The sequence below is a fragment of the Pseudomonas sp. BC42 genome (assembly GCF_021560055.1).
In the GTDB taxonomy this organism is placed as follows: Bacteria; Pseudomonadota; Gammaproteobacteria; order Pseudomonadales; family Pseudomonadaceae; genus Aquipseudomonas.
This window is the reverse complement of the sequence record NZ_CP091067.1, coordinates 4730971-4755096: the sequence shown is the minus strand read 5'-3', so window position 1 is coordinate 4755096 and position 24126 is coordinate 4730971. Positions and strand designations below refer to the sequence as shown.

22 protein-coding genes and 1 other RNA gene are annotated in these 24126 nt (G+C 62.9%); 13 read left to right on the top strand and 10 right to left on the bottom strand.

All coding sequences use genetic code 11. From position 1 onward, the window contains the following. Window positions 1-82 precede the first annotated feature (82 nt). The 4 genes from zipA (at window position 83) to ffs (ending at window position 5041) form a co-directional block, all read left to right on the top strand. On the top strand, window positions 83-940 hold the full coding sequence (gene zipA, locus L1O02_RS21325; protein WP_235758659.1) for a cell division protein ZipA: 858 nt from the start codon (window positions 83-85) through the stop codon (window positions 938-940). 107 nt (window positions 941-1047) lie between these two features. Continuing rightward, window positions 1048-3420, top strand: coding sequence for an NAD-dependent DNA ligase LigA (gene ligA / locus L1O02_RS21320; protein WP_060838313.1), 2373 nt, complete (start codon window positions 1048-1050; stop codon window positions 3418-3420). Between the two features lie 117 nt (window positions 3421-3537). After that, window positions 3538-4707, top strand: a complete 1170-nt coding sequence (locus L1O02_RS21315) for a putative zinc-binding metallopeptidase (protein ID WP_108544838.1) — start codon at window positions 3538-3540, stop codon at window positions 4705-4707. Between the two features lie 237 nt (window positions 4708-4944). After that, window positions 4945-5041, top strand: an RNA gene (gene ffs, locus L1O02_RS21310) — signal recognition particle sRNA small type. Window positions 5042-5550: 509 nt separating this feature from the next. Here ffs and L1O02_RS21305 read toward each other — a convergent pair. Beyond that, window positions 5551-6108, bottom strand: a complete 558-nt coding sequence (locus L1O02_RS21305; protein ID WP_235758657.1) for a hypothetical protein — start codon at window positions 6106-6108, stop codon at window positions 5551-5553. A 567-nt stretch (window positions 6109-6675) separates the two neighbouring features. Between L1O02_RS21305 and L1O02_RS21300 the strand changes: the two genes are divergently transcribed. Next, a complete protein-coding gene (locus L1O02_RS21300) occupies window positions 6676-7176 on the top strand; it encodes a GrpB family protein (protein WP_235758655.1) in 501 nt (166 codons plus the stop codon). Here the strand turns inward: L1O02_RS21300 and L1O02_RS21295 are convergent. The 3 genes from L1O02_RS21295 to L1O02_RS21285 form a co-directional block, all read right to left on the bottom strand. After that, window positions 7173-7991, bottom strand: a complete 819-nt coding sequence (locus L1O02_RS21295) for a helix-turn-helix transcriptional regulator (protein ID WP_060842956.1) — start codon at window positions 7989-7991, stop codon at window positions 7173-7175. The two genes, L1O02_RS21300 and L1O02_RS21295, sit on opposite strands and share 4 nt — an antisense overlap. Window positions 7992-7993: 2 nt before the next feature. Then, complete coding sequence (locus L1O02_RS21290) at window positions 7994-8545, bottom strand: kinase inhibitor (protein WP_060842957.1); 552 nt, start codon at window positions 8543-8545, stop codon at window positions 7994-7996. A 118-nt stretch (window positions 8546-8663) separates the two neighbouring features. Continuing rightward, the gene (locus L1O02_RS21285) at window positions 8664-9530 is read right to left on the bottom strand and encodes a LysR substrate-binding domain-containing protein (protein ID WP_235758653.1); all 867 of its coding nucleotides are present in this window, start codon (window positions 9528-9530) and stop codon (window positions 8664-8666) included. Between the two features lie 127 nt (window positions 9531-9657). Here L1O02_RS21285 and L1O02_RS21280 point away from each other — a divergent pair, with 127 nt between their 5' ends. Then, window positions 9658-10578, top strand: coding sequence for a DMT family transporter (locus L1O02_RS21280; protein ID WP_231979016.1), 921 nt, complete (start codon window positions 9658-9660; stop codon window positions 10576-10578). Window positions 10579-10618: 40 nt separating this feature from the next. On the opposite strand, the gene L1O02_RS21275 is transcribed toward L1O02_RS21280, so the two are convergent. The 3 genes from L1O02_RS21275 to L1O02_RS21265 all read right to left on the bottom strand — a co-directional run bounded on the left by L1O02_RS21275 (window position 10619) and on the right by L1O02_RS21265 (window position 12492). Further along, a complete protein-coding gene (locus tag L1O02_RS21275) occupies window positions 10619-11512 on the bottom strand; it encodes a DUF2167 domain-containing protein (RefSeq protein ID WP_060838320.1) in 894 nt (297 codons plus the stop codon). Between the two features lie 152 nt (window positions 11513-11664). Beyond that, window positions 11665-12036, bottom strand: coding sequence for a VOC family protein (locus tag L1O02_RS21270; RefSeq protein WP_060842959.1), 372 nt, complete (start codon window positions 12034-12036; stop codon window positions 11665-11667). 141 nt (window positions 12037-12177) lie between these two features. Next, on the bottom strand, window positions 12178-12492 hold the full coding sequence (locus L1O02_RS21265; RefSeq protein ID WP_011060220.1) for a helix-turn-helix transcriptional regulator: 315 nt from the start codon (window positions 12490-12492) through the stop codon (window positions 12178-12180). A gap of 444 nt (window positions 12493-12936) precedes the next feature. Here L1O02_RS21265 and L1O02_RS21260 point away from each other — a divergent pair, with 444 nt between their 5' ends. Then, a complete protein-coding gene (locus tag L1O02_RS21260; RefSeq protein WP_235758651.1) occupies window positions 12937-14502 on the top strand; it encodes a PAS domain-containing methyl-accepting chemotaxis protein in 1566 nt (521 codons plus the stop codon). Window positions 14503-14520: 18 nt separating this feature from the next. Next, window positions 14521-16233, top strand: a complete 1713-nt coding sequence (locus L1O02_RS21255) for an EAL domain-containing protein (protein ID WP_235758649.1) — start codon at window positions 14521-14523, stop codon at window positions 16231-16233. Here the strand turns inward: L1O02_RS21255 and L1O02_RS21250 are convergent. Then, on the bottom strand, window positions 16212-16982 hold the full coding sequence (locus L1O02_RS21250; protein WP_235758647.1) for a transporter substrate-binding domain-containing protein: 771 nt from the start codon (window positions 16980-16982) through the stop codon (window positions 16212-16214). The two genes, L1O02_RS21255 and L1O02_RS21250, sit on opposite strands and share 22 nt — an antisense overlap. Before the next feature lie 139 nt (window positions 16983-17121). Between L1O02_RS21250 and dnaX the strand changes: the two genes are divergently transcribed. The 5 genes from dnaX to L1O02_RS21225 all read left to right on the top strand — a co-directional run bounded on the left by dnaX (window position 17122) and on the right by L1O02_RS21225 (window position 22751). Continuing rightward, window positions 17122-19209, top strand: coding sequence for a DNA polymerase III subunit gamma/tau (dnaX, locus tag L1O02_RS21245; protein WP_235758645.1), 2088 nt, complete (start codon window positions 17122-17124; stop codon window positions 19207-19209). A gap of 66 nt (window positions 19210-19275) precedes the next feature. Further along, window positions 19276-19614 (top strand): YbaB/EbfC family nucleoid-associated protein, encoded by a 339-nt coding sequence (locus tag L1O02_RS21240; RefSeq protein ID WP_015634779.1) that lies wholly within the window; start codon window positions 19276-19278, stop codon window positions 19612-19614. Between the two features lie 177 nt (window positions 19615-19791). Further along, complete coding sequence (locus L1O02_RS21235) at window positions 19792-20835, top strand: NADP-dependent oxidoreductase (RefSeq protein WP_060838327.1); 1044 nt, start codon at window positions 19792-19794, stop codon at window positions 20833-20835. A 57-nt stretch (window positions 20836-20892) separates the two neighbouring features. Further along, the gene (gene recR / locus L1O02_RS21230; protein WP_016966588.1) at window positions 20893-21495 is read left to right on the top strand and encodes a recombination mediator RecR; all 603 of its coding nucleotides are present in this window, start codon (window positions 20893-20895) and stop codon (window positions 21493-21495) included. Between the two features lie 107 nt (window positions 21496-21602). Then, window positions 21603-22751 carry an acyl-CoA dehydrogenase family protein gene (locus L1O02_RS21225; protein WP_060838328.1) on the top strand — a complete coding sequence of 383 codons (1149 nt, stop codon included), beginning with the start codon at window positions 21603-21605 and terminating at the stop codon, window positions 22749-22751. Here the strand turns inward: L1O02_RS21225 and L1O02_RS21220 are convergent. After that, window positions 22748-23296 carry an adenine phosphoribosyltransferase gene (locus L1O02_RS21220; protein WP_016966592.1) on the bottom strand — a complete coding sequence of 183 codons (549 nt, stop codon included), beginning with the start codon at window positions 23294-23296 and terminating at the stop codon, window positions 22748-22750. The two genes, L1O02_RS21225 and L1O02_RS21220, sit on opposite strands and share 4 nt — an antisense overlap. 82 nt (window positions 23297-23378) lie before the next feature. After that, on the bottom strand, window positions 23379-24113 hold the full coding sequence (gene fnrA / locus L1O02_RS21215; protein ID WP_011060230.1) for a Crp/Fnr family transcriptional regulator FnrA: 735 nt from the start codon (window positions 24111-24113) through the stop codon (window positions 23379-23381). Window positions 24114-24126 lie beyond the last annotated feature (13 nt).

Genomic DNA, 24126 nt, shown 5'->3' with positions numbered 1-24126 from the left:
AGAGTTGGCGCCACGTTTTAAAGCGGTTTGCAGATTGTAAACCCCTTATTTTTCAGCATTTTTCATAGAGGCACGGGATTACATGGAAATCGGTCTGCGCGAGTGGCTGATCGTCATCGGCATTATTGTTATCGCCGGTATTCTTTTTGATGGCTGGCGGCGTATGCGCGGCGGCAAGGGGAAGTTGAAGTTCCGTCTTGATCGAAGTCTGTCCAACCTGCCGGATGACGAAGGCAGTGCCGAACTCCTGGGTCCGCCCCGGGTGCTGGATACTCATAAAGAGCCACAACTGGACGAGCATGACCTGCCGTCGGTGAGCATGCCGGTCCGCGAGCCTCGGGAGAGTTCGTCTTCCAAGCGCGGCAAGCGTGGCGGCGAGCCTCACCAGGGCGACCTCAACCTGGATCTGGACCTGGACAACGGCCCAAGCTTCAGCAGCCGCGACGATGACTTCCCGGCTGAGGAAGGCAACAAGGCGGCCAGTCACGGCGACAAAGAGCAGCCGCAAGCCGAAGAGGTGCTGGTGATCAGCGTGATCTGCCGTGATGCCGCCGGTTTCAAGGGCCCGGCGTTGCTGCAGAACATCCTCGAAAGCGGCCTGCGGTTTGGCGAGATGGATATTTTCCACCGTCACGAAAGCATGGCCGGCAACGGTGAAGTGCTGTTCTCCATGGCCAACGCCGTCAAGCCGGGGGTGTTCGACCTGGACGATATCGACCACTTCAGCACCCCGGCAGTGAGCTTCTTCCTCGGCTTGCCAGGCCCGCGTCACCCGAAACAGGCGTTCGATGTGATGGTGGCCGCGGCGCGCAAGCTGTCCCAGGAGCTCAATGGCGAGCTCAAGGATGATCAGCGCAGCGTTCTGACTGCCCAGACCATCGAGCACTACCGTCAGCGCATCGTCGAGTTCGAACGTCGCGCCCTGACCCAAAAGCGCTAAGCTTCAACAGCCAGCTCCTTCCTTAGGAGCTGGCTTGCCAGCGAGGCCCACGCCCCCATTTCAGATCGAGCAGCCTAGGCTGCTCTTTTGCTTTATGAGAGAACCCCATGACCGCCGCTGAAACCCGCATTCTTGAGCTGCGCGCCGAGCTGGATCAACACAACTACCGCTACCACGTACTGGACGAACCGAGCATTCCGGACGCCGAGTACGACCGCCTGTACCACGAGCTCAAGGCCTTGGAGGCCGAGCATCCAGAGCTGGTCACCAGCGACTCTCCAACCCAGCGGGTCGGCAGTGCGGCGCTCTCGGCCTTCACCCAGGTACGCCATGAGATCCCCATGCTCAGCCTGGGCAACGCCTTCGAAGAAGTCGACATGCGCGAATTCGATCGTCGGGTCGTCGAGGGGCTGGACCTGCCGGCGGGCGACCTGTTCGGTGCTGGCGCCGCAGTGGAGTACAGCTGCGAGCCCAAGCTTGATGGCCTGGCGGTGAGCCTGTTGTACCAGGACGGCGTGCTGGTGCGCGGTGCCACCCGTGGCGACGGCACCACGGGCGAAGACATCAGTGTCAACGTACGTACCGTGCGCAACATCCCGCTCAAGCTGCAAGGCAGCGGTTGGCCGGCGACCCTGGAAGTGCGGGGTGAGGTCTTCATGTCCAAGGCCGGCTTCGAGCGATTGAACGAGGCGCAACTGGCTTCGGGCGGCAAGACCTTCGCCAACCCGCGCAACGCCGCTGCGGGCAGCCTGCGTCAGTTGGACTCGAAGATCACCGCCAGTCGGCCCCTGGAATTCTGCTGCTACGGTCTGGGCCAGGTCAGCGCCGACATCGCCGACACCCACATCGGTAATCTGCAGCAGCTCAAGCAGTGGGGGCTGCCCATCAGCCGCGAGTTGCGTCTGGCCAAGGGCATCGACGAGTGCCTGGATTACTACCGTGAAATCGGCGACCGCCGCAACGCGCTGGCCTATGAAATCGACGGCGTGGTGTTCAAGGTCAACAGCATCGCCTCCCAGCGCGAGCTGGGCTTCCGTGCCCGCGAGCCGCGCTGGGCCATTGCCCACAAGTTTCCGGCCATGGAAGAGCTGACCGAGCTGCTGGATGTGGAGTTCCAGGTCGGCCGCACCGGTGCGGTTACCCCGGTAGCCCGTCTGAAGCCGGTGAAAGTGGCGGGCGTGACGGTGTCCAACGCCACCTTGCACAACATGGATGAAGTGGCGCGGCTGGGGCTGATGATCGGCGACACGGTGATCATCCGCCGTGCCGGCGATGTGATCCCGCAAGTGGTGCAGGTGGTCGTCGAGCGCCGTCCGCAGGACGCCCGACCGGTGCAGATTCCCGAAAGCTGCCCGGTCTGTGGTTCACATGTCGAGCGCACCCAACTGGTCAAGCGCAGCAAGGGGCGGGAAACCGTGAGCGAGGGCGCGGTGTATCGCTGTGTCGGTCGCCTGGCCTGCGGCGCCCAGCTCAAGCAGGCGATCATTCACTTTGTCTCCCGTCGCGCCATGGACATCGAAGGCCTGGGGGACAAGACCATCGAGCAACTGGTGGACGAACAGCTCATTGCTTCGCCCGCGGATCTTTACCAGCTCAAGTACGAACAGATCATCGACCTGGAAGGCTTCGCCGAAGTCTCCAGCAACAAGCTGCTCAAGGCCATCGAGGACAGCAAGCGTCCGGCCCTGGCACGGTTCATCTATGCCCTGGGCATTCCCGATGTCGGCGAGGAAACGGCCAAGGTCCTGGCGCGCTCCCTGGGCACCCTGGAGCGTGTCCAGCAGGCCTTGCCGCAGGTCCTGACCTACCTGCCGGATGTGGGGCTGGAGGTGGCTCACGAGATCCACAGCTTTTTCCAGGACAGCCATAACCGCCAGGTGATCGGTGCCTTGCTGGCCGCGGACCAATGTGGCCTGCAACTGCAGGATCAGGGCGAGCTCGGGGCCGAGTTCGCCGCCAGTACCACCCTGGGCGGCATGCTCGACAAGCTCAATATCCCCTCGGTGGGCCCAGGAGCCGCGCAGAAGCTGGCGGACAAGTTCGGCTCCCTGCAGGGCGTGATCGACGCGGACTGGCTGGACATGCGCCAGGCCCTGCCGGAGAAGCAGGCCAAGGCGGTGCGCGAGTTCTTCGACAACCCGGCCAATGCCCAATTGGCCCGGGCCATTGAAGACCAGCTCACGGCGTTTGGCATGCACTGGCTGAGTGAGAAGAAAGTGGTCGAAGGCCTGCCCCTGGCTGGCAAGACCTGGGTGCTCACCGGCTCGCTGGAGCTGATGAGTCGCGATGTGGCCAAGGAAAAGCTGGAAAGCCTGGGGGCCAAGGTGGCAGGGTCCGTGTCGGCGAAAACCCACTGCGTGGTGGCGGGGCCCGGCGCCGGCTCCAAGCTGGCCAAGGCCAATGAGCTGGGGCTCAAGGTTCTGGACGAAGCTGCCTTCGTGGCCTTTCTCAGTGAGCATGGCGTCCCCCTCCCTGCGTGATGCGTGGCCGCCGACCTGCCAGTGATGGCAAACCGGCCGGCGGGCTCCTGCCGGGCCGAGGGAACGATGGGGCAGCCAGGATGATCTAGTCTTGGCAGGCCCCACGGAGGATGCGCCATGTACCGTTTCTTCGAGCAGCTCAGTTCCCGCATCGCCGCGCCCTTTGTCGGTGATCGTTCACGCAGCGGCAAGCTCTGGGCCTGTCGCTGCGGGCAGTCACTGTTCTTTCGCAACAGCCAATGCCTGGCCTGTGCGGCCGTGCTCGGTTATGCGCCGCAATTGGGCAGCTTGTCTTCCCTGCGGCCGGGACCTGTGGCGCAAACCTGGGTGCTCGATGCCAGACCCGAGGCCGGCGCGTTCAAGCGCTGCGCCAATCTGCATACGGCGGCGGCCTGTAACTGGCTGCTGCCCGCGCACCTGACGGGCAGCCTGTGCATAGCCTGCCGCTTGAATCGCACCATTCCCGACCTGTCCGTCCCCGAGAACCCTGAGCGCTGGCGCAAGGTGGAAATCGCCAAGCGTCGCCTGGTGGCGCAGTTGCTTGCTCTGGGGCTGCAACTGCTGCCCAAGAGTGACGATGAAGAGCGGGGCCTGGCCTTCGATTTTATCGGTGTCGATCTCCAGGGCAGGGCGCCCATGACCGGGCACGCCGGTGGCCTGATCACCCTGGATATCAAGGAGGCCGACGATGCCCACCGCGAACAGGTGCGAGCGCAGATGCGTGAGCCCTATCGCACCCTGCTCGGGCACTTCCGACATGAAGTGGGGCACTACTATTGGGATCGGCTGATTGCCGACAGCCCCTGGCTGCAGCCGTTTCGCCGCCTGTTCGGCGATGAGCGCGGCAGCTATGCCCAGGCCCTGGAGCGCCACTATGAGCAAGGCGCACCGAGTGATTGGCAGCAAAGCCACATCAGCGCCTACGCCACCATGCATCCCTGGGAAGACTGGGCGGAAACCTGGGCTCACTACCTGCACATGATGGACGCGGTGGATACGGCCCTGGGCTTTGGCATGAGTGCCCGAGACGTCGATCTCGATTACCAGCCGTTTCCCCTGAGCAGTCTTTACGACCCGCAGCATCCCGGCGGTCCGGCGTTCCTGGCCTTCGTCAATGCCTGGATCGAACTGGCGGGCATGCTCAATGAACTGTCCCGCAGCATGGGACAGCCGGATTTCTATCCGTTCATCCTGCCGCCGGCGGTGATCGGCAAATTGCACTTCATCCACCTGGTGATCCAGCAGGAAGGCGGTCGCGCCGAAGAAGCGCTGTCCCTGGACGGATGATCCCCCGTCCTGCAGGAGCGAGCTTGCCAGGGCGATGTACCTGATCCGGCGCGGCGCCTGCCCCGCGAACCGGCGTGCTTCGGCGGTAGCGGCGGTTGGATGGCGCTTGTATCCCGGAACACATCCAAGTGCTTGAAGCTCATCGGATTTTTTAATCTGCAACGAGCGGTTGTAAGTTCGACTCAGATAGGTACAATGGCGCGGCTCGCCGAAAGGCGAGCGTCGTTATGGTGACCCCATCGGTCCCCCCGCAACGATTACCCGTGAACCTGGTCAGATCCGGAAGGAAGCAGCCACAGCGGGAACATTGTGTGCCGGGGTGTGGCTGGTGGGGTTGCCTCCAATCTTTCAAGCGATTGATTCTTAACGGTTTTTCACCCTTTGCCACGTGGTGGTACAAGAAGTGATACATCCGTGTCGACCATCCCGTCCTACCTTTTGTTGTCCCGCCACTCGGTCTATTACTTCCGAATCGTGGTGCCGGATGTCATTCGCCCGTTGTTCCCCAAAGAGAAATTCGTCGCTCCCTGCAAACTCGTTGCAAACGGGAGGCACTGATTCGTGGGCGGGATATTCTGGCCCAAGTCCAGGGGCTGTTTACGCAAGCGTTCCAGGGGATTAGGCCGTCGCTTGAGTTCATTCGCGGGGCCTGGGAAGTGGGCGGAAAGCGTCTCGCTAGTTGGGCGTCGTGGCTGCGACAGCAGCAGTTGATAGGTGCCGCGATTCCTGTGCCTTCACTAGCGCCAGAACGGTTCGTAGGTCCTCTTCAGCTTCCTGCTGTGGCATCCGTCGTGGCAGTGCCCGCGGTTGTTCAGCCATTCGAATCAAGTCCGGTTAGCGGCATTACGGCCGATAAAGCGGGAATGCTTCCATTAGCGGTGGTATCTCCTGGCCTATCTCTGCTGCGCTTTCAGAGGGGTTGCTCGGTTTTGGAATATTCCGGGCGAAGTGAAAGATGATGGTCTGGCCGGAGGCGCCATCCTTGTAATACTTGAAATAGCTGATCTCCGAGAATTGCCCGTCTTTACGCAATGAATTGGGATGAAACATCATCGCGTAATCGATTCCGGTTTTATTGTCGGTCAGCAGGACTGCCGGCATATTCGGGTTTTCTTGTTGATGAAGCTGGATGGCGCGTTTGGCGAGGTCGAGGGGTTTGATGTGATTCATCTCGGGAGGCACGACGATAAAGTCCACCATTTCATTCCAGGCATCCATGCTTTCCTCGGCAGGGAAATACTCCCACAAGCCCGGTTTTTGGAATTTCAGGACAAACGCCTTGCCGCCGAACATCACCGTTTTGGTGTCGGCAATTGACGGACTAGACATGTCGGAGGTGAGCGGCGTGGTGCAGCCATAGAGCAGGAAGAAGGCGGAAAACATAAGCAATGTGGCTTTCATTTCAATCCTTGAAAATGTGCGTCGGTGTATTTTGCGCAAGTAACAGTAGCCCAGCGCATCACTGAATACTTCCTTTTTTCGGGATCGAAAGAGAACGGGCGGTCTGCAAAGCACATTGCCCGTGCGACGACCGGGTTTGCTGGGGATTTCGTCGAGAGGGCGCCTTCAGGTGGTACAAAAGGCAGGCAAACACCCGGCCGAGCATCCTTATACCCAGCGTACAGTGAACCCTAATTCACATTCGCGTGATGGTGAAGAATCCGGTGGCGCCCTTCTTGAAGCCGACAGGCAAGCGTAGTTATGGTGGTCCCATCGGTCCCCCCGCAACCATTACCCGTGAATCTGGTCAGATCCGGAAGGCAGCAGCTGCCACGTGGTGGTACAAGGCGTGAGACAGCCGTGTCGATTTCTCCTCTTCTATCTGTTGTTGTCCCGCAAGCCGGTCTAAAGCGGGCGAATCGTCGTGCGTCTCGCGTTCCTCATGAATACTCCGGCGGCGTAGCTGTGGTACGCCAATGCCTATCGCGGTTAAGCTCTCGCGCTTTTTCTACCAGGGACGGAGTGCCAATGGCGCTGACCAGTAAAATCTGTGCTTACGAGAATCACTGGCCTGCGGCCTTTAGTACCGAGCGAGCGCGCATCGTCCAGGGCTTCGGCGATGAGCTGATGGCTGTTCATCACGTGGGCAGCACGGCTGTTCCGGGGCTGGCGGCCAAGCCGGAAATCGATCTTTTGCTGGTGGTCGTGGAGCATCGGGATGAGGCGGCGCGCAATGCCTTCATGGCGACCCTGGGCTATGTCCGAGGCAGCAATCTATCCCCGGGGCATCACTTTTACCGCCGCGATGTCGAGGGCGTGCGCACCCATAAAGTGCATGTCTGCATCTGTGGTCATGAGCAGATAGGGCGCATGCTGGTTTTTCGCGATCTGCTGCGGCAAGACAGCGATCTGCGCCAGCAATACCAGGATCTGAAGCTGGCGCTTGAAGCCGACAATCGCGGGGGGATTGGCGAGTATCTCGCGCAGAAGGCTCCCTTCATCGATGCCGTGATGGCGCGCCAGGGCTAGATCGCGGCGCGCAACTCTCGGGGCGACAGCCCGTAATGCTTGCGAAAGCGCACGGCAAAGCGAGAAGCCGAGGCGTAGCCGCTGGCTGCGGCGATTTCGCCGATCGGGCGTGGCGTGGTTTGCAGCCATTGCAGGGCCATGCCCAGCCTGACGTTTTCGAGAATGTTGCTGAAGCTGTCGTTCTCGTTCGCCAGCTGGCGGCGCAATGTCGAAGCCCCGAGGTTCAGGCGCTCGGCGACGCAGGCGACGGTCCAGTCCCGCGCCGGATTGCTCATGAGGACCTGCTGCACCCGTTCGCACAGCGGGTCGTGACGGTCCAGCAATAAAGGGCCGGCCCAGCCGCCAAGGGCCAGGGCCAGCAGCACCGCCTCGCCGTAGTGGTTGCGCAGGGCATCCGGCGCATCGCTGGCGATGCATTGCAGGAGGTTGTCCCAGGCCTGGGCCGTGTGTCGCTCCAGGGGGACGCACAGGTCTGCGCCGCTGCGTCCGGGGCGGGCGACGATCTGTGGGTGGTAGCGCAGGCTGAACGCGCGCAAGGCCGGGGCGGGGAAGGTCACGACATCGGCGATGTAGTGGCCTTGCGCCCCTGGAGAGTTGCTGATGCCCACTTCGCGCCCGGCCGGCAGCAGGATCAGGTGCTGGCCGCCCACACGCATTTCGCGATCGTCCCAGGCCATGCGTTTTTCGCCCTGGCGCACCCGGCACAGGGCGCTGACGAAAATCGGTACTCGTTGCAGGGCGTGGGCTTGCCTGGCACGGATGACGCAAGCGTCGATACGGCTTTCGTGATGCTGCAGGCCAGCCGGTGCGTTCATCGTCAGCGTCCGTAGGTGGCGGTCAGTGTGGTCTTGGCCAGTGCGTTGGCGTTGAGCATGTAGCCCACCATCGCTCCGCTGGCCTGGGTGTCGAGGGGCAGTTTATCCACCTTCAGCGCCCAGACGGTGAACTGGTAACGATGAGGTTTGTCGCCCGTTGGCGGGCAAGCGCCACCAAATCCGGGTTGGCCGTAATCGGTGCGTCCCTGGACGGCTCCCGGGGGCAGCTGTTCGCCATTGGGGCTGCCGGCGCCCCTGGGCAGGCCCTGGGTGGTGCTGGGGAGGTTGACCAGGGTCCAGTGCCACCAGCCGCTGCCGGTGGGGGCGTCCGGATCATAGACGGTGATGGCAAAGCTGCGGGTGCCCGGCGGAGCATTTTTCCAGGACAGTTCAGGAGAGGTGTTGTCTCCTTCGCAGCCGAAGCCGCGGAATACTTCCCGTTGACTCAAGGGCTGGCCATCGCGGATGTCGTGACTGCTGATGCTGAACTCGGCGGCATGGGCGCCAAGGCTCAGGCTCAAGGACAGTGCGCTAAGAAAAAGACGGTTGTTCATGGCGGGTTGGTCTGGCTGGTGGGAATGAAGGGCCAGTCTATGGGCGGGCAGACCCGGATGCTGTGCCGTGGCGCTCGAGGATTGTGCCGAAACGCTCGCTGGTTCGACGAGGCGGCTGTCATGCTCCCAGATGCTCCTGCAACAGCCGGGCAAACGCATCCCGCGCGTTGTGTCGCTGTACGTCCTGATGCCAGACGAAGCGGTTGTCCACCGGTAGCAGGTCGCTGAAACGCTGGATGTTCAGGGTCGCCGACTGTGCATAGCGTTCCAATACGCCCTCCGGAATCAGCGACACGCCGGCCCCGACACTGACGCAGCCGATGATGGTGCCCCAGCTGGCGTACCCGGTAATGGGCAGGTTCAGGCCGTGCCTGGCCAGCCAGTTCTCCAGGGCGCGGCGATAGGGGCAGCCCTGCGGCCACATGAACAGGTTTTGCCCCTGCAGATCGCTGGCGCTGTGGATGGGAGCGCTGCCGGCACTGGAAATCAGTACCAGGGGCTCGTGGTAGAGCACCGTCTGCTTGAGCCTGGGTGGCAAGGTGTCGATGGCCACCAAGGCGCCGTCGATGCGTTGGTGTTGCAGCTCTGTAAAGAGCTGCGACCAGGTGCCGGTCACCAGCTCCACGCTCACCTTGGGGTAGCGTCGGTGATATTGCGCCAGCAGCGGTGGCAGGCGCCCGCCAGCGCAAGACTCGATGGCGCCCAGGCGCAGCAGGCCGCTGGGCTCCGCCTGGTCGTCCACCGCGCGCTTGGCCTCATCGACCAGCGCCAGAATGCGTTCGCTGTAGCCTAAGAATATTTCTCCAGCGGCGCTGATCTTCAGGCCGCGCCCGACCCGGGTGAACAGCGGGGTGCCCAGTTCGCTTTCCAGCTGCTTGAGGCGGTTGGTGATGTTGGAGGGCACGCAATGCAGTTGTTCGGCGGCGCGGGCGATGCTGCCGGTGCGGGCCACGGCGTTCACCATTTTCAGTTGGCTCAGTTCCATTGCTCATTTCCAGTGAGGAATGGCCTCAGTATCGGTCAGTTGTGGTGAGTTGTGGAGGGCGAGAGACTGGGTTTCCTCTCTCTGTCCGGGCGCCTGTGCCGTGAAACATTCATCAGGATTCAAACTGTTGCTGGCTACCGCTGCGGTGATTTTGTGCTGGGCCTATTCGCCGGTGGGCATTCACATTGGCCTTGAGGGCTACAGTCCCGGGCATCTGGCGTTGTTGCGTTTCCTGGTTGCCTCGCTGTTGATGGCCGCGATGGCTGTGGTGCTGAAAATATCCCTGCCACGTTGGCGCGATTTGCCCGGGCTGCTGGTGCTGGGGTTCTTTGCCATCGCCCTGCATCACGTCAGCCTCAATTATGGTCAGCAGGGCTTGAGTGCCGGCGCTTCCAGCGTGCTGGCACAGACGGCGCCGTTATTTGGCACGCTGATCGCCTGCTTCTGGCTCAGGGAGGCGGTCAGTGCCTGGCGCTGGGGCTGCGTGGTGCTGGGGTTGTTTGGTGCCGTGCTGGTGGTTGTGGCCGACAAGGGGCTGGGGTCGATCGAGCCCCGCGGGTTGCTGGTGTTGCTGGCGGCTTTTTCCTGGGGGCTGTACTTCGTCTTGCAGCGGCGTCTGTCCGGGCGTTACGGGGTGCTGACCACCGTGTGCTACATGGTCTGGGGCGGCACCTTGCTGTTGTCGGTGTATGCGCCGGGATTGGCGCGGGAGGTCGTCCAGGCGCCGTGGCGGGTGAATCTGGCGGTGCTGTTGCTGGGGCTGTTTCCCAGTGCGCTGGCGTATCTGGCCTGGGCCTATGTGCTGGCGCGGGTGGAGGTCAGTCGGGCTTCGATGGCCCTGTACCTGATACCGCCAGTGGCGATGTTGCTGGCGGCGACGGTGCTGGGGGAGGTGGTGCAGTCTGCCGTGCTGCTGGGGGCGGCGGTGGTGCTGGGTAGCGTGATGGCGATGCAGTTGGAGGGGCGCTGGCGGCAATGGCGTCTCGGGCGATCGAGGATCCTGCCTGGGCTGGAGCGGGGTGGGCGGGTGAAGCTGGGTGATTCGTGAGGTGCAACGCCCCGTCAGGCAGGGGCGTTGCGCTCGGGGATCAGCCTTTTTTCTTGAACAGCCGGCCGACGAATGCGGCCAGGGCGAGGACGCCGATGACAATGAATTTCTTGCCGGCCAGGAGCAGTACCCCCAGCTTGGCAAACAACCCGGCCTTGCTGGCCAGGCCTCCGGCCACCAGCGCGGCCAGACCGTAGGACGCCAGCTTATCGGTGCTTGGGTTGTAGTCGGCGTAGCGGTTGCCGTCGGTGAAGTTGGTGAAGGCCAGCACCTTGGGGATCTCGCGCTTGATGGTGGCCAGGTCGTCCATGGAGGCGACCGCATTGAGCTCCAGCACGCCTTCGCGACCCAGCACGCGGATGCTGTAGTTCAGGGTGTTGCTCTCGGCGCCTTCGGCCTTGAGTTCGCGGGCCCAGTACATTTTGTGGGTCTGGGCGTCATAGCTGGGCTGCTCGGCCCAGCCCAGGAGGTGGATGGCGCCATAGCCCTGTTCCTTGCGCTGCTTGTTGTCTTGCTCGTCGGCTTCCTGCATTTGCTTGAGCAGGTCCTGATAGTCGATCTTCGCCGCGTCGTCGTCGGAGATGTGCCCATCATTCTTGTAGCTGATGATCACGCCCCAGCCTTCGGCAGACAGCGGGCTGACGGCGCTGGGCACGATCATGCCCAGGGTGGTGAAGCCGGGCGGGTTGCCCCAGCCTTCGGTGAGCAGCTTCTCGGTGTCCTTGGGGTTGAGGTAGTAAAACTCCTGGCTCAGGTCGAGGCTGGCGATATCCCCGGGCAGCTTGACCTGGCCATGGCGTGGCGAGAGCGAGGCGAGAAACTGTTCGGCTGTCTGGGGTTCGCTGTCCTTGCCTTGGCTCGGTGTGGCGGCGCAGGCAAAGAATGGCGTGGCACAGAGGATGGCCATCGCCAGTAATAGACGCAGGTACTTCATCGTATTCCCTTACAAATTGTGACAAGTCGGCGGGCAGGATAGCGATGAGTGCCTGGAGGCTCAATGAGACGTTTCTATTTATTTCAAAACAGGAGCGAGGAGGGCGCTGGTGGCAGCGCCGCTCTCTCTGTGGGGTGGTGGCGCAGGCAAGTTCAGTCGACGCTGAGATAGAGCACGCGCAGGCGGTGTCCGTCCGGATCGAGGGCCAGCAGGGTGTAGCCGAAATCCATCTGGGTGGGTGGCTGGGCGATGGTCAGGCCCAGGCTCTGCCAGTGGCGGTGCAGGTCGTCCACGGCTTCGCGGCTGTCCAAGGCCCAGCCCAGTTCGCCGCCACCGCCGGTCGCCTGGGCGCTGGGCTCGACTGTGTGGCGCGACCACAGGCCGAGTTTGATCCCCGAGTCGAGGATGAACAGCGCGAAGGTGGGGGAGGATTCCACCGGTTGCTTGTCCAGCAGGCGACTGTAGAACTGCGCGCTGATGGCCGGGCTGTCTACATAAAGCAGGAAGTAGGTGTTGCTGGTCATGACGACTCCAAAGGGCTGTGTGCTGTGGGCACAAGCTTATGTGCCGGGTCTGTCAGATCCTGTCAGGAGTCGTGAATGGACAAAGAGGCCTGCTTGTCGGGTTCGATAAGCAGGCCTCTTCCGATTGATTTGTTGCGGGGCTCAAGGCTTGGACAAGGCCTGGTCTACCGCTGCTATCAGCTTTCCCAGATCCTTAGGGGTGGCTTTGTGAATGACACCGAACAAATAAGCCCGCTGTTCCTCTTCATCGCCCAGATCGGCGAAGAAGGCTTTCAGCTTCACTCCCAGTACTTCGGCTAGCAGAAATAGAGCTTCAACGCTGGGGGTGTAGGTGCCGGTTTCGAAGCGGCTGATGGTTTTTGGGTCAAAACCGGTTTTTTCACCTAGTTCAGCCTGAGTAAGCCCCGCTACCTTTCGATAACGCTTGATGGCTGCACCCAAACTTGAAATTTGCATCGCTCAATTCCCATTTAGAATCAAGAACTTAACGATAAATATTGGCATTAGACAACACCATGGTTCATCACCTTGCTTTGCAAAATGTGATGCATTTCGTAGAATCGGCGCTTCGGACAGGTATTTGGTGATCTAGTTTCAGCAGGCAGGTTTATGAAACAAGAAATCATTGCATTTCCCTTGTTCACCTAAACCGAGGGCTTGGCAGAGGCTCGAACGTCTCGTAAATCCCGCCAACGCTCCGTCCGCCGTCCCCACCTGACGCCTTATCTGATCCTAGTTGATCCTCGTCGAATCGACGGTCATCTGCCGCGCAAACCGCTGTACGGCTGCAATCAGGGCGAACCTTCCGATTGAGTCGTACCGCCAGGAAAGTACATCGCGAATCAGCCTGCTGCCGGCCTCCCGGTACTGTTGATCGCAGGCTGTCTATGGAGTTCTAAAGTGCGTCTCAATTTGCCGGTCAACTCTGTTGAGCAGACCTTTCCCGACCAGCAGCGGCTCATATCCGCCACCGATACCAGCAGCCATATCACCTATTGCAATGCCGAGTTCGCTGCAATGAGCGGTTTCAGCCAGGCCGAACTGATCGGCAGCACCCACAACCTGGTGCGCCACCCGGACATGCCTGCGGCGGTGTTCGAGTCGATGTGGAGGTATCTGAAGGCCGGTCAGAGCTGGATGGGGGTGGTGAAGAACCGCTGCAAGAACGGCAATTTCTATTGGGTCAGCGCCTATGTCACGCCGATTCTGGAGGAAGGGCGACTGGTGGGCTACGAGTCGGTCCGGGTCAAGCCGACCCGGGAGCAGGTCAGTCGTGCCGAAGCCTTGTATGCCCGCATGCGCGCCAACAAGTCGCCGGTCAGCGCTTGGCGTCGGCTGGAGGCTGGAGCCCGGCCATTGCTGTTGCCGGCGGCCCTGGCAGTGGCGTGCCTGGGCGCGTTCAGCTGGCTGCCAACGCTGGCGGCCCAGGGCCTGACCGTCGCCGGTTTCATCGCCGTCGGACTGTCGGCCCAGCGCCGTTTGCGACAGCAGCTCAAGCACATCCTCAGCAGCACCCCGAATACCTTCGCCGATCCGATCTGTGCCCTGGCCTACAGCGAAGCGCTGGGACCGGCGGGGCAATTACAGATGATCCTGATCAGTGAGGAGGCGCGGCTGAAAACTGCCCTGACGCGCCTAAGCGATCTGGCCCGGCAGATGGCCACGGCTGCCTCCGACTCCAGCCAGCTGTCCAGCCGCACCGAGACCGCCCTGCTGGAGCAGAGGGCCGAGACCGACATGACGGCCGCCGCCATGACCCAGATGGCCGCCTCGATCGCCGAGGTTGCCGAGCACGTGCAGCACACCGCCAGCGAGGCTCATACCGCCAACCTCCTGGCCCGGGAAGGCAGCAAGGTGGCGGGTTCTTCCCGGGATGCCATCCAGTTGCTGGCTCGCACGGTCACCCAGATCAACCAGGCGGTGGGCGACCTGGCCGGGCAGACCCAGGACATCATGGTGGCGGCGAGCATGATCCAGGCGATTGCCGACCAGACCAACCTGCTGGCCCTGAACGCTGCCATCGAAGCCGCCCGAGCCGGCGAGCAGGGACGGGGGTTTGCCGTGGTAGCCGATGAAGTGCGGGCCCTGGCGGGCAAGACCCGGCAATCGACCCAGCAGATCCAGGGCATCATCCAGAGCCTGCGGGCCGGTGCCGACGAGGCGGTGCAGATCGCCAACCTCGGCATCGAAGAGGCGGAGCAGGGTGTGCAGCAGGTGTTGCAGGCGCAACAGGCCCTGCATGGCATCGGCGCTGCGGTGGAGCGCATCACCGACATGAGCCAGCAGATGGCGGCGGCCTCCCAGGAGCAATCCCATGTGGCCGAGTCGGTGTCCGAGCAGATCAACCGCGTCGCCGCCACGGTGCAGCGCACCGCCAATAACGCCAGCGCCGGGGTGGTCCGCGGCACCGAGCTGGAAAACATCTCTTCCGGGCTGCGTGCCCTGGTCGAGCGGTTCAACCGCTAGCGACAGTGATCTCGACTCATGGATGAGAAATATCGCAGGGCCGTCGATGCCGCCGCCATCTTCTCCGAGACTGATCTCGGCGGCAGCATCACCTATGTCAATGACCTGTTCTGCCAGATCTCGGGCTACAGCCGGGATGAGCTGATCGGGGCCAACCACCGGATGCTCAGCTCGGGGCTGCACCCGCCGGAGTTCTTCAACGAGCTGTGGCAGACCATCTCGCAGGGCCGGGTGTGGAAGGGCGAGATCTGTAACCGGGCCAAGGATGGCAGCCTGTACTGGGTCGACAGCACCATGGTGCCCCTGATGGATCAGCGTTCCGGCAAGGTGATGCGCTACGTGTCGATTCGCTTCGATGTCAGCGAAAAGCGCCAGTTGCTGCATTCGCTGCAATGGCGGGTCGGACATGACGTGCTCACCGGCCTGCCCAACCGGGCCTTTCTTTCCGACCTGCTGCATCAGGCCCTGGAGTTCTCCCGCCGTGAGGACATCCCCCTGGCGGTGTGCATGCTTGACCTCGATGGCTTCAAGGCCGTCAACGATGGCTACGGGCACGCCTGTGGCGACTTGCTGCTGGTGGAAGTGGCGGCGCGTCTGCGTTCGATCATTCGTGGCGAGGATGTGGTGGCGCGTCTGGCCGGCGACGAGTTCGTGCTGATCCTGCGCTATGTGCGCGACATGCTGGAGCTGCGTGCGGCGTTGCAACGGGTGCTGGCCACCATCTCCCAGCCCTATTCGATCCAGGGCAAGGACATCAATGTCTTTGCCAGCATCGGCGTGACCCTGTTTCCCAACGATAACCACGACGCCGACACCCTGCTGCGCCATGCCGATCAGGCCATGTACGTGGCCAAGCAGAGCGGGCGCAACCGTTTCCATCTGTTCGATGTGTTGCGGGATCGTGAGGTCATGGTCACCTACCAGACCGTCGAACAGGTGCGCCAGGCGCTGAACGCCGGTGAGTTGCAGCTGTACTTCCAGCCCAAGGTCAACATGCGCAGCGGCGCGGTGGTGGGCTTCGAGGCGATGCTGCGCTGGCAGCACCCGCAACGGGGCATGCTCGGCTCCCACGAGTTTCTGCCTCAGGTGGAGGAGACCGACCTGATCGTCGACATTGGCGAATGGGTCATGGATCAGGTGATGACGCGCCTGCAGGACTGGCAGGCGGCAGGCCATGGCTGGTCGGTGAGCCTGAACGTCGCGGCCCGGCATTTCCAGCGCCCGGATTTTGTCGAGCGGCTCAAGGAGATGCTCGAACGATACCCGCAGGTTTCGCCGGCGTTGCTGGAGCTGGAGATTGTCGAGTCGGCGGCCATCGAGAACATCCAGCGGGTCAGCGATTGCCTCGATGCCTGTCAGGCCCTGGGCGTGCAGTTCTCCCTGGGGCACTTCGGCACCGGGCATTCGTCCCTCAGTTACCTCAAGCGCCTGCGCACCCAGACCATCAAGATCGATCGTCTGTTTGTCCGCGACATGCTGCACGACCAGGACGATCAGGCGCTGATCCAGGCCCTGATAGGGCTGGCCCGGGCCTTTGGTCGGCAAGTGGTGGCCGAGGGCCTGGAAAGCCTGGCCCACGGAGAGCGCTTGATGGATCTGGGGTGCGAGGTGGCTCAGGGCGACTTCATCGCCGAGCCCATGCCGGCCGATGCGGTGCTGCAGTGGGTGGGCGCTTTCCAGCCCCCGCAGGCATGGCGCCAGGGCGAAGTTCAGGGCGCGGCGGTGTCGTAGGTGCTGGCGCTGGAGGGCGGTGCGACGTAGCGCTGGACGATGGCGTCGATTTCCCCGGACATTTTCATCTGCAGCAGGGCGCGCAGGATGCGCCGGGCCGGCACCGCCGGGTCGTTACGCACGTAGCAGCTCACGGCCTGCTCCTGCAGCAGGGCAACGCGGTACAGCGGTTTGCCGGAGGCCTGGGTCTGGTTGAACCAGTCCAGGGTCCATTGGCTGGCGATTGCGTAGTGATAGCGCCCGACCTGGAGTTTTTGCAGGACCTGCTCCTCGTTGCGCGCATCGTCACGAATCAGCCGGGCACTGTCGAACAGCGCTTGCAGGGAGGTGTAGGTGTAGCTCAGCACGGTGCCGATGTGCTGGGTGGGCAAGTCCTGGGGATTGAGCGGTGTCGGATGCGGGCGGTCGCTCACCAGCAGGTTGCGTTGCACGAACAGCGGCACGCTCCACAGATAGTCCCCGGACAGGTTCGGCAGCCAGGCCTGGGCGGCGAAGCAGCGTACGTCCACCTCGCCCTGGGCCATGGCGTTCTGCACCCGGGCCCGGGCCAGGACGTGGAACTCGGCGCGGGTGCCCAGGTGGCGGGCCAGGCTGTTCATGGTGTCGTAAAGGATGCCGGCGGTGGGTTGCTCGTCCTCGATCTCGATGGTCGGCATGGCCCAGCTGTCGGCAATCACAAAGCGCAAAGGCGCTTCGGCGGCTTCCAGGCTGGCGCTCAACAGCAGCAGGGCGCCCCAAGTCAAACGCATACGGTCTCCCACGGTTCAAACGGCCGAGCCATCCTTGGCAAAATGCAGCTTAGACAGATTAGACAAGCGCGCCGGATGCAATTTCGCCCTTGCTCCGCTAGCATTACCGGCTTCCGCTTTCCAGTTGCGACGGTTTTCGATGAGTTATCAGGTTCTTGCACGTAAATGGCGTCCGCGCTCGTTCCGCGAAATGGTCGGCCAGACCCATGTGCTCAAGGCTCTGATCAATGCCTTGGACAGCCAGCGGCTGCACCACGCCTATCTGTTTACCGGCACCCGCGGGGTGGGCAAGACCACCATCGCGCGGATCATTGCCAAATGCCTGAACTGTGAAACAGGCATCACTTCCACGCCGTGCGGCACCTGCTCGGTGTGCTGCGAGATCGATGAGGGGCGTTTCGTCGACCTGATCGAGATCGACGCCGCGAGCCGGACCAAGGTCGAGGACACCCGTGAACTGCTGGACAACGTGCAGTACGCACCGAGCCGCGGGCGCTTCAAGGTCTACCTGATCGACGAAGTGCACATGCTCTCCAGTCACTCGTTCAACGCGTTGCTCAAGACCCTCGAAGAGCCGCCGCCCTACGTCAAGTTCATCCTGGCGACCACCGATCCGCAGAAGCTGCCGGCGACCATCCTGTCGCGCTGCCTGCAGTTTTCCCTGAAAAACATGACCCCCGAGCGGGTGGTGGAGCACCTCAGTCATGTGCTGGGGGTGGAGAACGTGCCGTTCGAGGACGATGCGCTGTGGCTGCTGGGCCGCGCCGCCGACGGCTCGATGCGCGACGCCATGAGCCTGACCGACCAGGCCATCGCCTTCGGTGAGGGCAAGGTCATGGCCGCCGATGTGCGGGCCATGCTCGGCACCCTCGATCACGGCCAGGTCTACGACGTGCTGCATGCCTTGATCAATGGCGATGCCAAGGCGCTGCTGGAAGCGGTACGTCATCTGGCGGAGCAAGGTCCGGACTGGAACGGCGTACTCTCGGAAATTCTCAACGTGCTGCACCGGGTAGCGATCGCCCAGGCCCTGCCGGAAGGGGTCGACAACGGTCATGGCGACCGCGATCGGGTGCTGGCCCTGGCCCAGGCGCTGCCGGCCGAAGACGTGCAGTTCTATTACCAGATGGGCCTGATCGGCCGCCGCGACCTGCCCTTGGCGCCGGATCCGCGGGGGGGCTTCGAGATGGTCCTGCTGCGGATGCTGGCCTTCCGCCCGGCGGATACGGCGGATGCGCCGAGACAGCCGCTAAAGCCAGTGGGGATCAGCCAGGCCACAGTTGATTCCGCCCAAGCCGTGGCGGCACCAGCTCCTGCTGTGCCTGTGGCTGCCGTTGCGCCGATTGCCAGCGCGCCGGTTGCGGCTGCCGCGCCCGTTCCAGCGCCGGCGGCCGCTCCAGCACCTGTCGTGCCGGAGGTGGCCCAAGCGCTGGTCGTTGAACCTGAGCCGGCGGTCGCTGAAGAAGTGATCGACCTGCCTTGGAATGATCCGGTAGAGCCGCCGGCCGAGCAGCAGGCCGCTGTGGAGCCGCTGCTGGACGTGGTTGCCGAACAGCCCGAACTGACGCCGATGCCGACTCCTGCGCCGGACAGCGTGGTGCCGGACGCGCCGGAGTGGGTCAGTGCGCCGGTGCCCGAGCCGAGTGTGGCCGAGATCGATGCCGCCACACCGGGAATCGACCTGGACGACGAACCGCCCCTGGACGAGGACTACATCGAGCCGGACATGGATTCGGCCTACAGCTACCTCGACGAACTGGCCAGCGAGCACGCCGCCGAACCGGCCCCGGAACCCGAGCCGGAGCCCGCCGCCAAGCCGGCCACCGGCCTGGCCCTGGAGTGGCTGGAACTGTTTCCCAAGCTGCCGATTTCCGGCATGACCGGTAGCATCGCCGCCAACTGCACCCTGATGGCTGTGGATGGCGACAATTGGCTGCTGCACCTGGACCCGGCCCATAGCGCCCTGTTCAACGCCACTCAGCAGCGTCGTCTCAACGACGCGTTGAACCAGTACCATGGCCGCCCCCTGAACCTGGCCATCGAGCTGATCAAGCCCGAGCAGGAAACCCCGGCCCAGGCGGCTTCACGGCGCCGCGCCGACCGTCAGCGCGAGGCGGAGGATTCGATCCACGGTGATCCGTTCATCCAGCAGATGGTCCAGGAGTTCGGCGCCTTGGTGCGCCACGATACTATTGAACCTGTCGAGGCCCCGGCCGCGCAGGGTTGATTGCTTAAAGGGCGCCGGGCCGCGGGCCGGGCGCTGTTTCCATCCCCGTACTTTGAGGTAATTCCCATGATGAAAGGTGGCATGGCCGGCCTGATGAAGCAGGCACAGCAGATGCAGGAAAAAATGGCCAAGATGCAGGAAGAACTGGCCAACGCTGAAGTCACCGGCAAGGCCGGCGGCGACATGGTCACTGTGGTCATGACCGGCCGTCATGACATCAAGCGCGTGAGCATCGACCCGAGCCTGCTCGAAGGCGTCAGCGAAGATGACCGTGAAGTGCTGGAAGACCTGTTTGCCGCGGCGGTCAACGACGCCGTGCGCAAGATCGAGTCCAACAGCCAGGAAAAAATGTCCGGCATGACCGCCGGCATGCAACTGCCTCCAGGCATGAAGCTGCCGTTCTGATTCGCCCCGGCGCTTCGGATGGACGCACACAAGCCAGGCCTCGAGCCTGGCTTTTTTGTGCCGTCGATCAGCCCCGCTGTGCAGGCATCCCCTGGTTGGAAAGATCGAACGTCATTGTCCCTTCGGGGTCTGCACCCTATACCGTCCTCTTCCATCCTCGAAACAGGAGTGTCTGTGATGCCGCAAACATTGACCCTCAACCAGCGCGTGGTGCTGGTCTCGCGCCCTCAGGGCGCGCCGGTCCCGGAGAACTTCCGCCTGGAACGGGTGGCCTTGCCGGAGCTGGCCGACGGCCAGGTTCTGCTCAAGACCCTCTACCTGTCCCTGGACCCCTACATGCGTGGACGCATGAGCGACGCGCCGTCCTATGCCGCTCCGGTGGAAATCGATGAGGTCATGACCGGTGGCGCGGTGAGTCGGGTCGAGCGCTCGCTGAATCCGAAGTTTCAGGAAGGCGATCTGGTGGTGGGCGCCACCGGCTGGCAGAGCCACTGCATCAGTGATGGCCGCAACCTGATTCCCGTGCCTTCCGGCCTGCCCAGTCCCTCCATGGCCCTGGGCGTGCTGGGCATGCCCGGGATGACGGCTTACATGGGGTTGATGGACATCGGCCAGCCCCAGGCCGGGGAAACGCTGGTGGTGGCCGCGGCCTCCGGCGCCGTGGGCTCGGTGGTGGGGCAGGTGGCCAAGCTCAAGGGGCTGCGGGTGGTAGGTGTGGCGGGTGGCGCCGAGAAATGCCGGTATGTGGTTGAAGAACTGGGCTTCGACGCCTGTGTCGATCACAAGCGTGCGGATTTTGCCGACGAACTGGCCCAGGCTTGCTTCAAGGGGGTGGACATCTATTTCGAGAACGTCGGCGGCCAGGTATTCGATGCGGTAGTCCCCCTGCTCAATCCCCGGGCACGCATTCCCCTGTGCGGGCTGATAGCCCAGTACAACGCCCAGGAGCTGCCACCGGGGCCGGATCGCCTGCCGCTGTTGCAGCGCACCTTGTTGACCAAGCGGGTGCGGATGCAGGGCTTTATCGTTTTCGACGACTACGGCGACCGCCACCCGGAATTCATCAAGGCCATGGCGCCCTGGGTGCGTGAAGGCAAGGTCAAGTTCAAGGAGGACGTGGTGCAGGGCCTGGAGCAGGCCCCTGAAGCCTTCATCGGTCTGTTGGAGGGGCGCAACTTCGGCAAGCTGGTGGTCAAGGTTGCGCCGGACGCGAGCATTTGACGCTATCCCGAGGCGCGGGTATAAACCGCGTCTCGTCGTTTTGTCGGACATTTGCCCATGAGCTTCAGCCCCCTGATTCGCCAACTGATCGACGCCCTGCGCACTTTGCCGGGCGTGGGTCAGAAAACCGCCCAGCGCATGGCCTTGCAACTGCTCGAGCGTGATCGCAGTGGCGGCTTGCGCCTGGCCCAGGCCCTGAGCCAGGCCATGGAAGGGGTCGGGCACTGCCGTCAATGCCGGACCCTGACCGAAGACGAACTGTGCCCGCAATGTGCCGATCCACGCCGTGATGACACGCTGCTGTGCGTGGTGGAAGGTCCGATGGATGTCTATGCGGTGGAGCAGACCGGCTATCGCGGTCGTTACTTCGTGCTCAAAGGCCACTTGTCGCCTCTGGATGGCCTGGGGCCGGAAGCCATCGGCATTCCGCAGTTGCTGGCGCGGATCGAGGAGCAGGGCAGCTTTACCGAGGTCATCCTGGCCACCAACCCCACGGTGGAGGGCGAAGCCACGGCCCACTACATTGCCCAGCTGCTGACCAACAAAGGCCTGATCACTTCGCGCATCGCCCATGGCGTACCGCTGGGTGGCGAGCTGGAGCTGGTGGATGGCGGCACCCTTGCTCACTCCTTTGCCGGTCGCAAACCCATAGCCCTGTAGCGTTGGTGGGCCGGCGCCGGCGTACCGGCGGGGGCGGAGATACGGATCGCCTTGAAAACCAAGCAAGCGCTTGGTAAGTTCCCTCGACCCTTCAGAGGAGCTTGCCGATGTCTGCCTGCCAGGAATACTTCGACCCCAGCCACCAGTTGGTCCGCGACAGCGTGCGACGCTTCGTCGAGCGCGAAATTCTCCCCGAGATCCAACAGTGGGAGGAGGCTGAAAGCTTTCCCCGTGAGCTGTATCTCAAGGCCGGTGCCGCCGGGATTCTCGGCATCGGCTATCCCGAAGCCCTGGGCGGCAGTCACGAAGGTGATCTGTTCGCCAAGATCGCCGCCAGCGAAGAGTTGATGCGCAGCGGTTCCGGCGGCCTGGTGGCAGGGCTGGGGTCGCTGGATATCGGCCTGCCGCCGATCGTCAAATGGGCCCGCCCCGAAGTGCGCGAGCGGGTTGTGCCCCAGGTGCTGTCCGGAGAGAAGATCTGCGCGCTGGCGGTGACCGAGCCCAGTGGCGGGTCGGACGTGGCCAACCTGCAGACCCGCGCCGTGCGCGACGGCGATCATTATCGGGTCAGCGGCAGCAAGACCTTCATCACCAGTGGCGTGCGCGCCGATTACTACACCGTTGCGGTGCGTACCGGAGAACCGGGCTATGGCGGCATCAGCCTGCTGCTGATCGAGAAGGGCAGTCCCGGTTTCACGGTGGGCCGGCAGTTGAAAAAGATGGGCTGGTGGGCCTCGGACACCGCCGAGCTGTTTTTCGACGATTGTCGGGTGCCGGTGGGCAACCTGATCGGTGCCCAGAACATGGGCTTCGCCTGCATCATGGGCAACTTCCAGAGCGAGCGCCTGGCCCTGGCGCTGATGGCCAACATGACCGCGCAAATGGCGCTGGAGGAGAGCCTGAAGTGGGCCCGGGAGCGCGAGGCGTTCGGCAAGCCCATCGCCAGGTTCCAGGTGCTCAAGCATCGTCTGGCGGAAATGGCCACGGCCCTGGAGGTGTCCCGGGAGTTCACCTATCGCCAGGCCGCACAGATGGCTGCCGGCAAAAGCGTGATCAAGGAGATTTCCATGGCCAAGAACTTCGCCACCGACACCGCCGACCGCATCACCCACGATGCGGTGCAGATACTCGGCGGCATGGGCTACATGCGCGACAGTCTGGTGGAGCGCCTGTACCGGGATAACCGCATCCTCTCCATTGGCGGCGGCACCCGCGAAGTGATGAACGAAATCATCAGCAAGCAGATGGGGCTCTAGCGTTCGCTCAGGGAGAACTGGGTCAGGCAGAACGTCGGGATGCCCATGTCTTCCAGCTTCTGCGAGCCTCCCAGTTCCGGCAGGTCGATAATGGCGGCGGCCTCGTAGATTTTCGCGCCCATGCGTCGTACCAGGTTGGCAGCGGCGATCAGGGTGCCGCCGGTGGCGATCAGGTCATCGAACATCAATACCGAGTCGCCTTCGCACAGGCTGTCGGCATGCACTTCAAGGAAGGCTTCGCCGTACTCGGTCTGGTAACCCTCGGCCAGTACATCGGCCGGAAGCTTGCCCTGTTTGCGGAACAGAATCAGGGGTTTGTTCAACTGGTAGGCGATGATCGAGCCGATCAGGAAGCCTCGGGCATCCATGGCGCCGATGTGGCTGAAGTCTTCTTCGACATAACGCTGGGCGAAACTGTCGGCCACCAGGCGCAGGGCCCGGGGAGACTGGAACAGGGGAGTGATGTCACGAAAGATCACCCCGGGTTTCGGGAAGTCGATGACGGGGCGGATCAGGGATTTGATGTCAAAGGAGTCGAAGGCCATCTGCGGGTGTCCTGGCGGGCAATTTGGGCCGCGCCAGTATAGCCGCGACCGAGCGGCTTGGCTCAGTCGCGAGCACCGTGGATCAGCCTTCCACCGAGCCCCCGGCCAGGGCGCACAGCTGGATCGGATCGAGGATGTGCACTTCCTTGCCTTCGGCGGCAATCAGTTCGTTCTGCTGGAACCGGGTGAACACCCGGGACACGGTTTCCACCGCCAGGCCCAGGTAGTTGCCGATTTCATTGCGCGACATGCTCAGGCGGAACTGGTTGGCCGAGAAGCCGCGAGCGCGGAACCGGGCCGACAGGTTGACCAGGAAGGTGGCAATGCGTTCGTCGGCGGTCTTTTTCGACAGCAGCAGCATCATCTGCTGGTCGTCACGGATTTCCCGACTCATGACGCGCATCAACTGACGGCGCAGTTGCGGCAGTTGCAGGGCCAGTTCGTCGAGACGTTCGAAGGGGATTTCACACACCGAAGTGGTTTCCAGGGCCTGGGCCGAAACCGGATGGCTTTCGGTGTCCATGCCGGACAGCCCCACCAGCTCGCTGGGCAGGTGGAAACCGGTGATCTGCTCTTCGCCGCTGTCGCTGAGGCTGAAGGTTTTCAGGGCGCCCGAACGCACGGCATACACCGAGTCGAAGCCGTCACCCTGACGGAACAGAAATTCGCCTTTTTTCAATGGGCGGCCACGTTTGACGATTTCGTCCAGCGCGTCCATGTCTTCCAAATTCAAGGAAAGTGGCAGGCACAGAGGGGCCAGGCTGCAATCCTTGCAATGGGCCTGGTTATGAGCGCGCAGTTTAACTGGCTCGGACATTCTAGAATCCTTG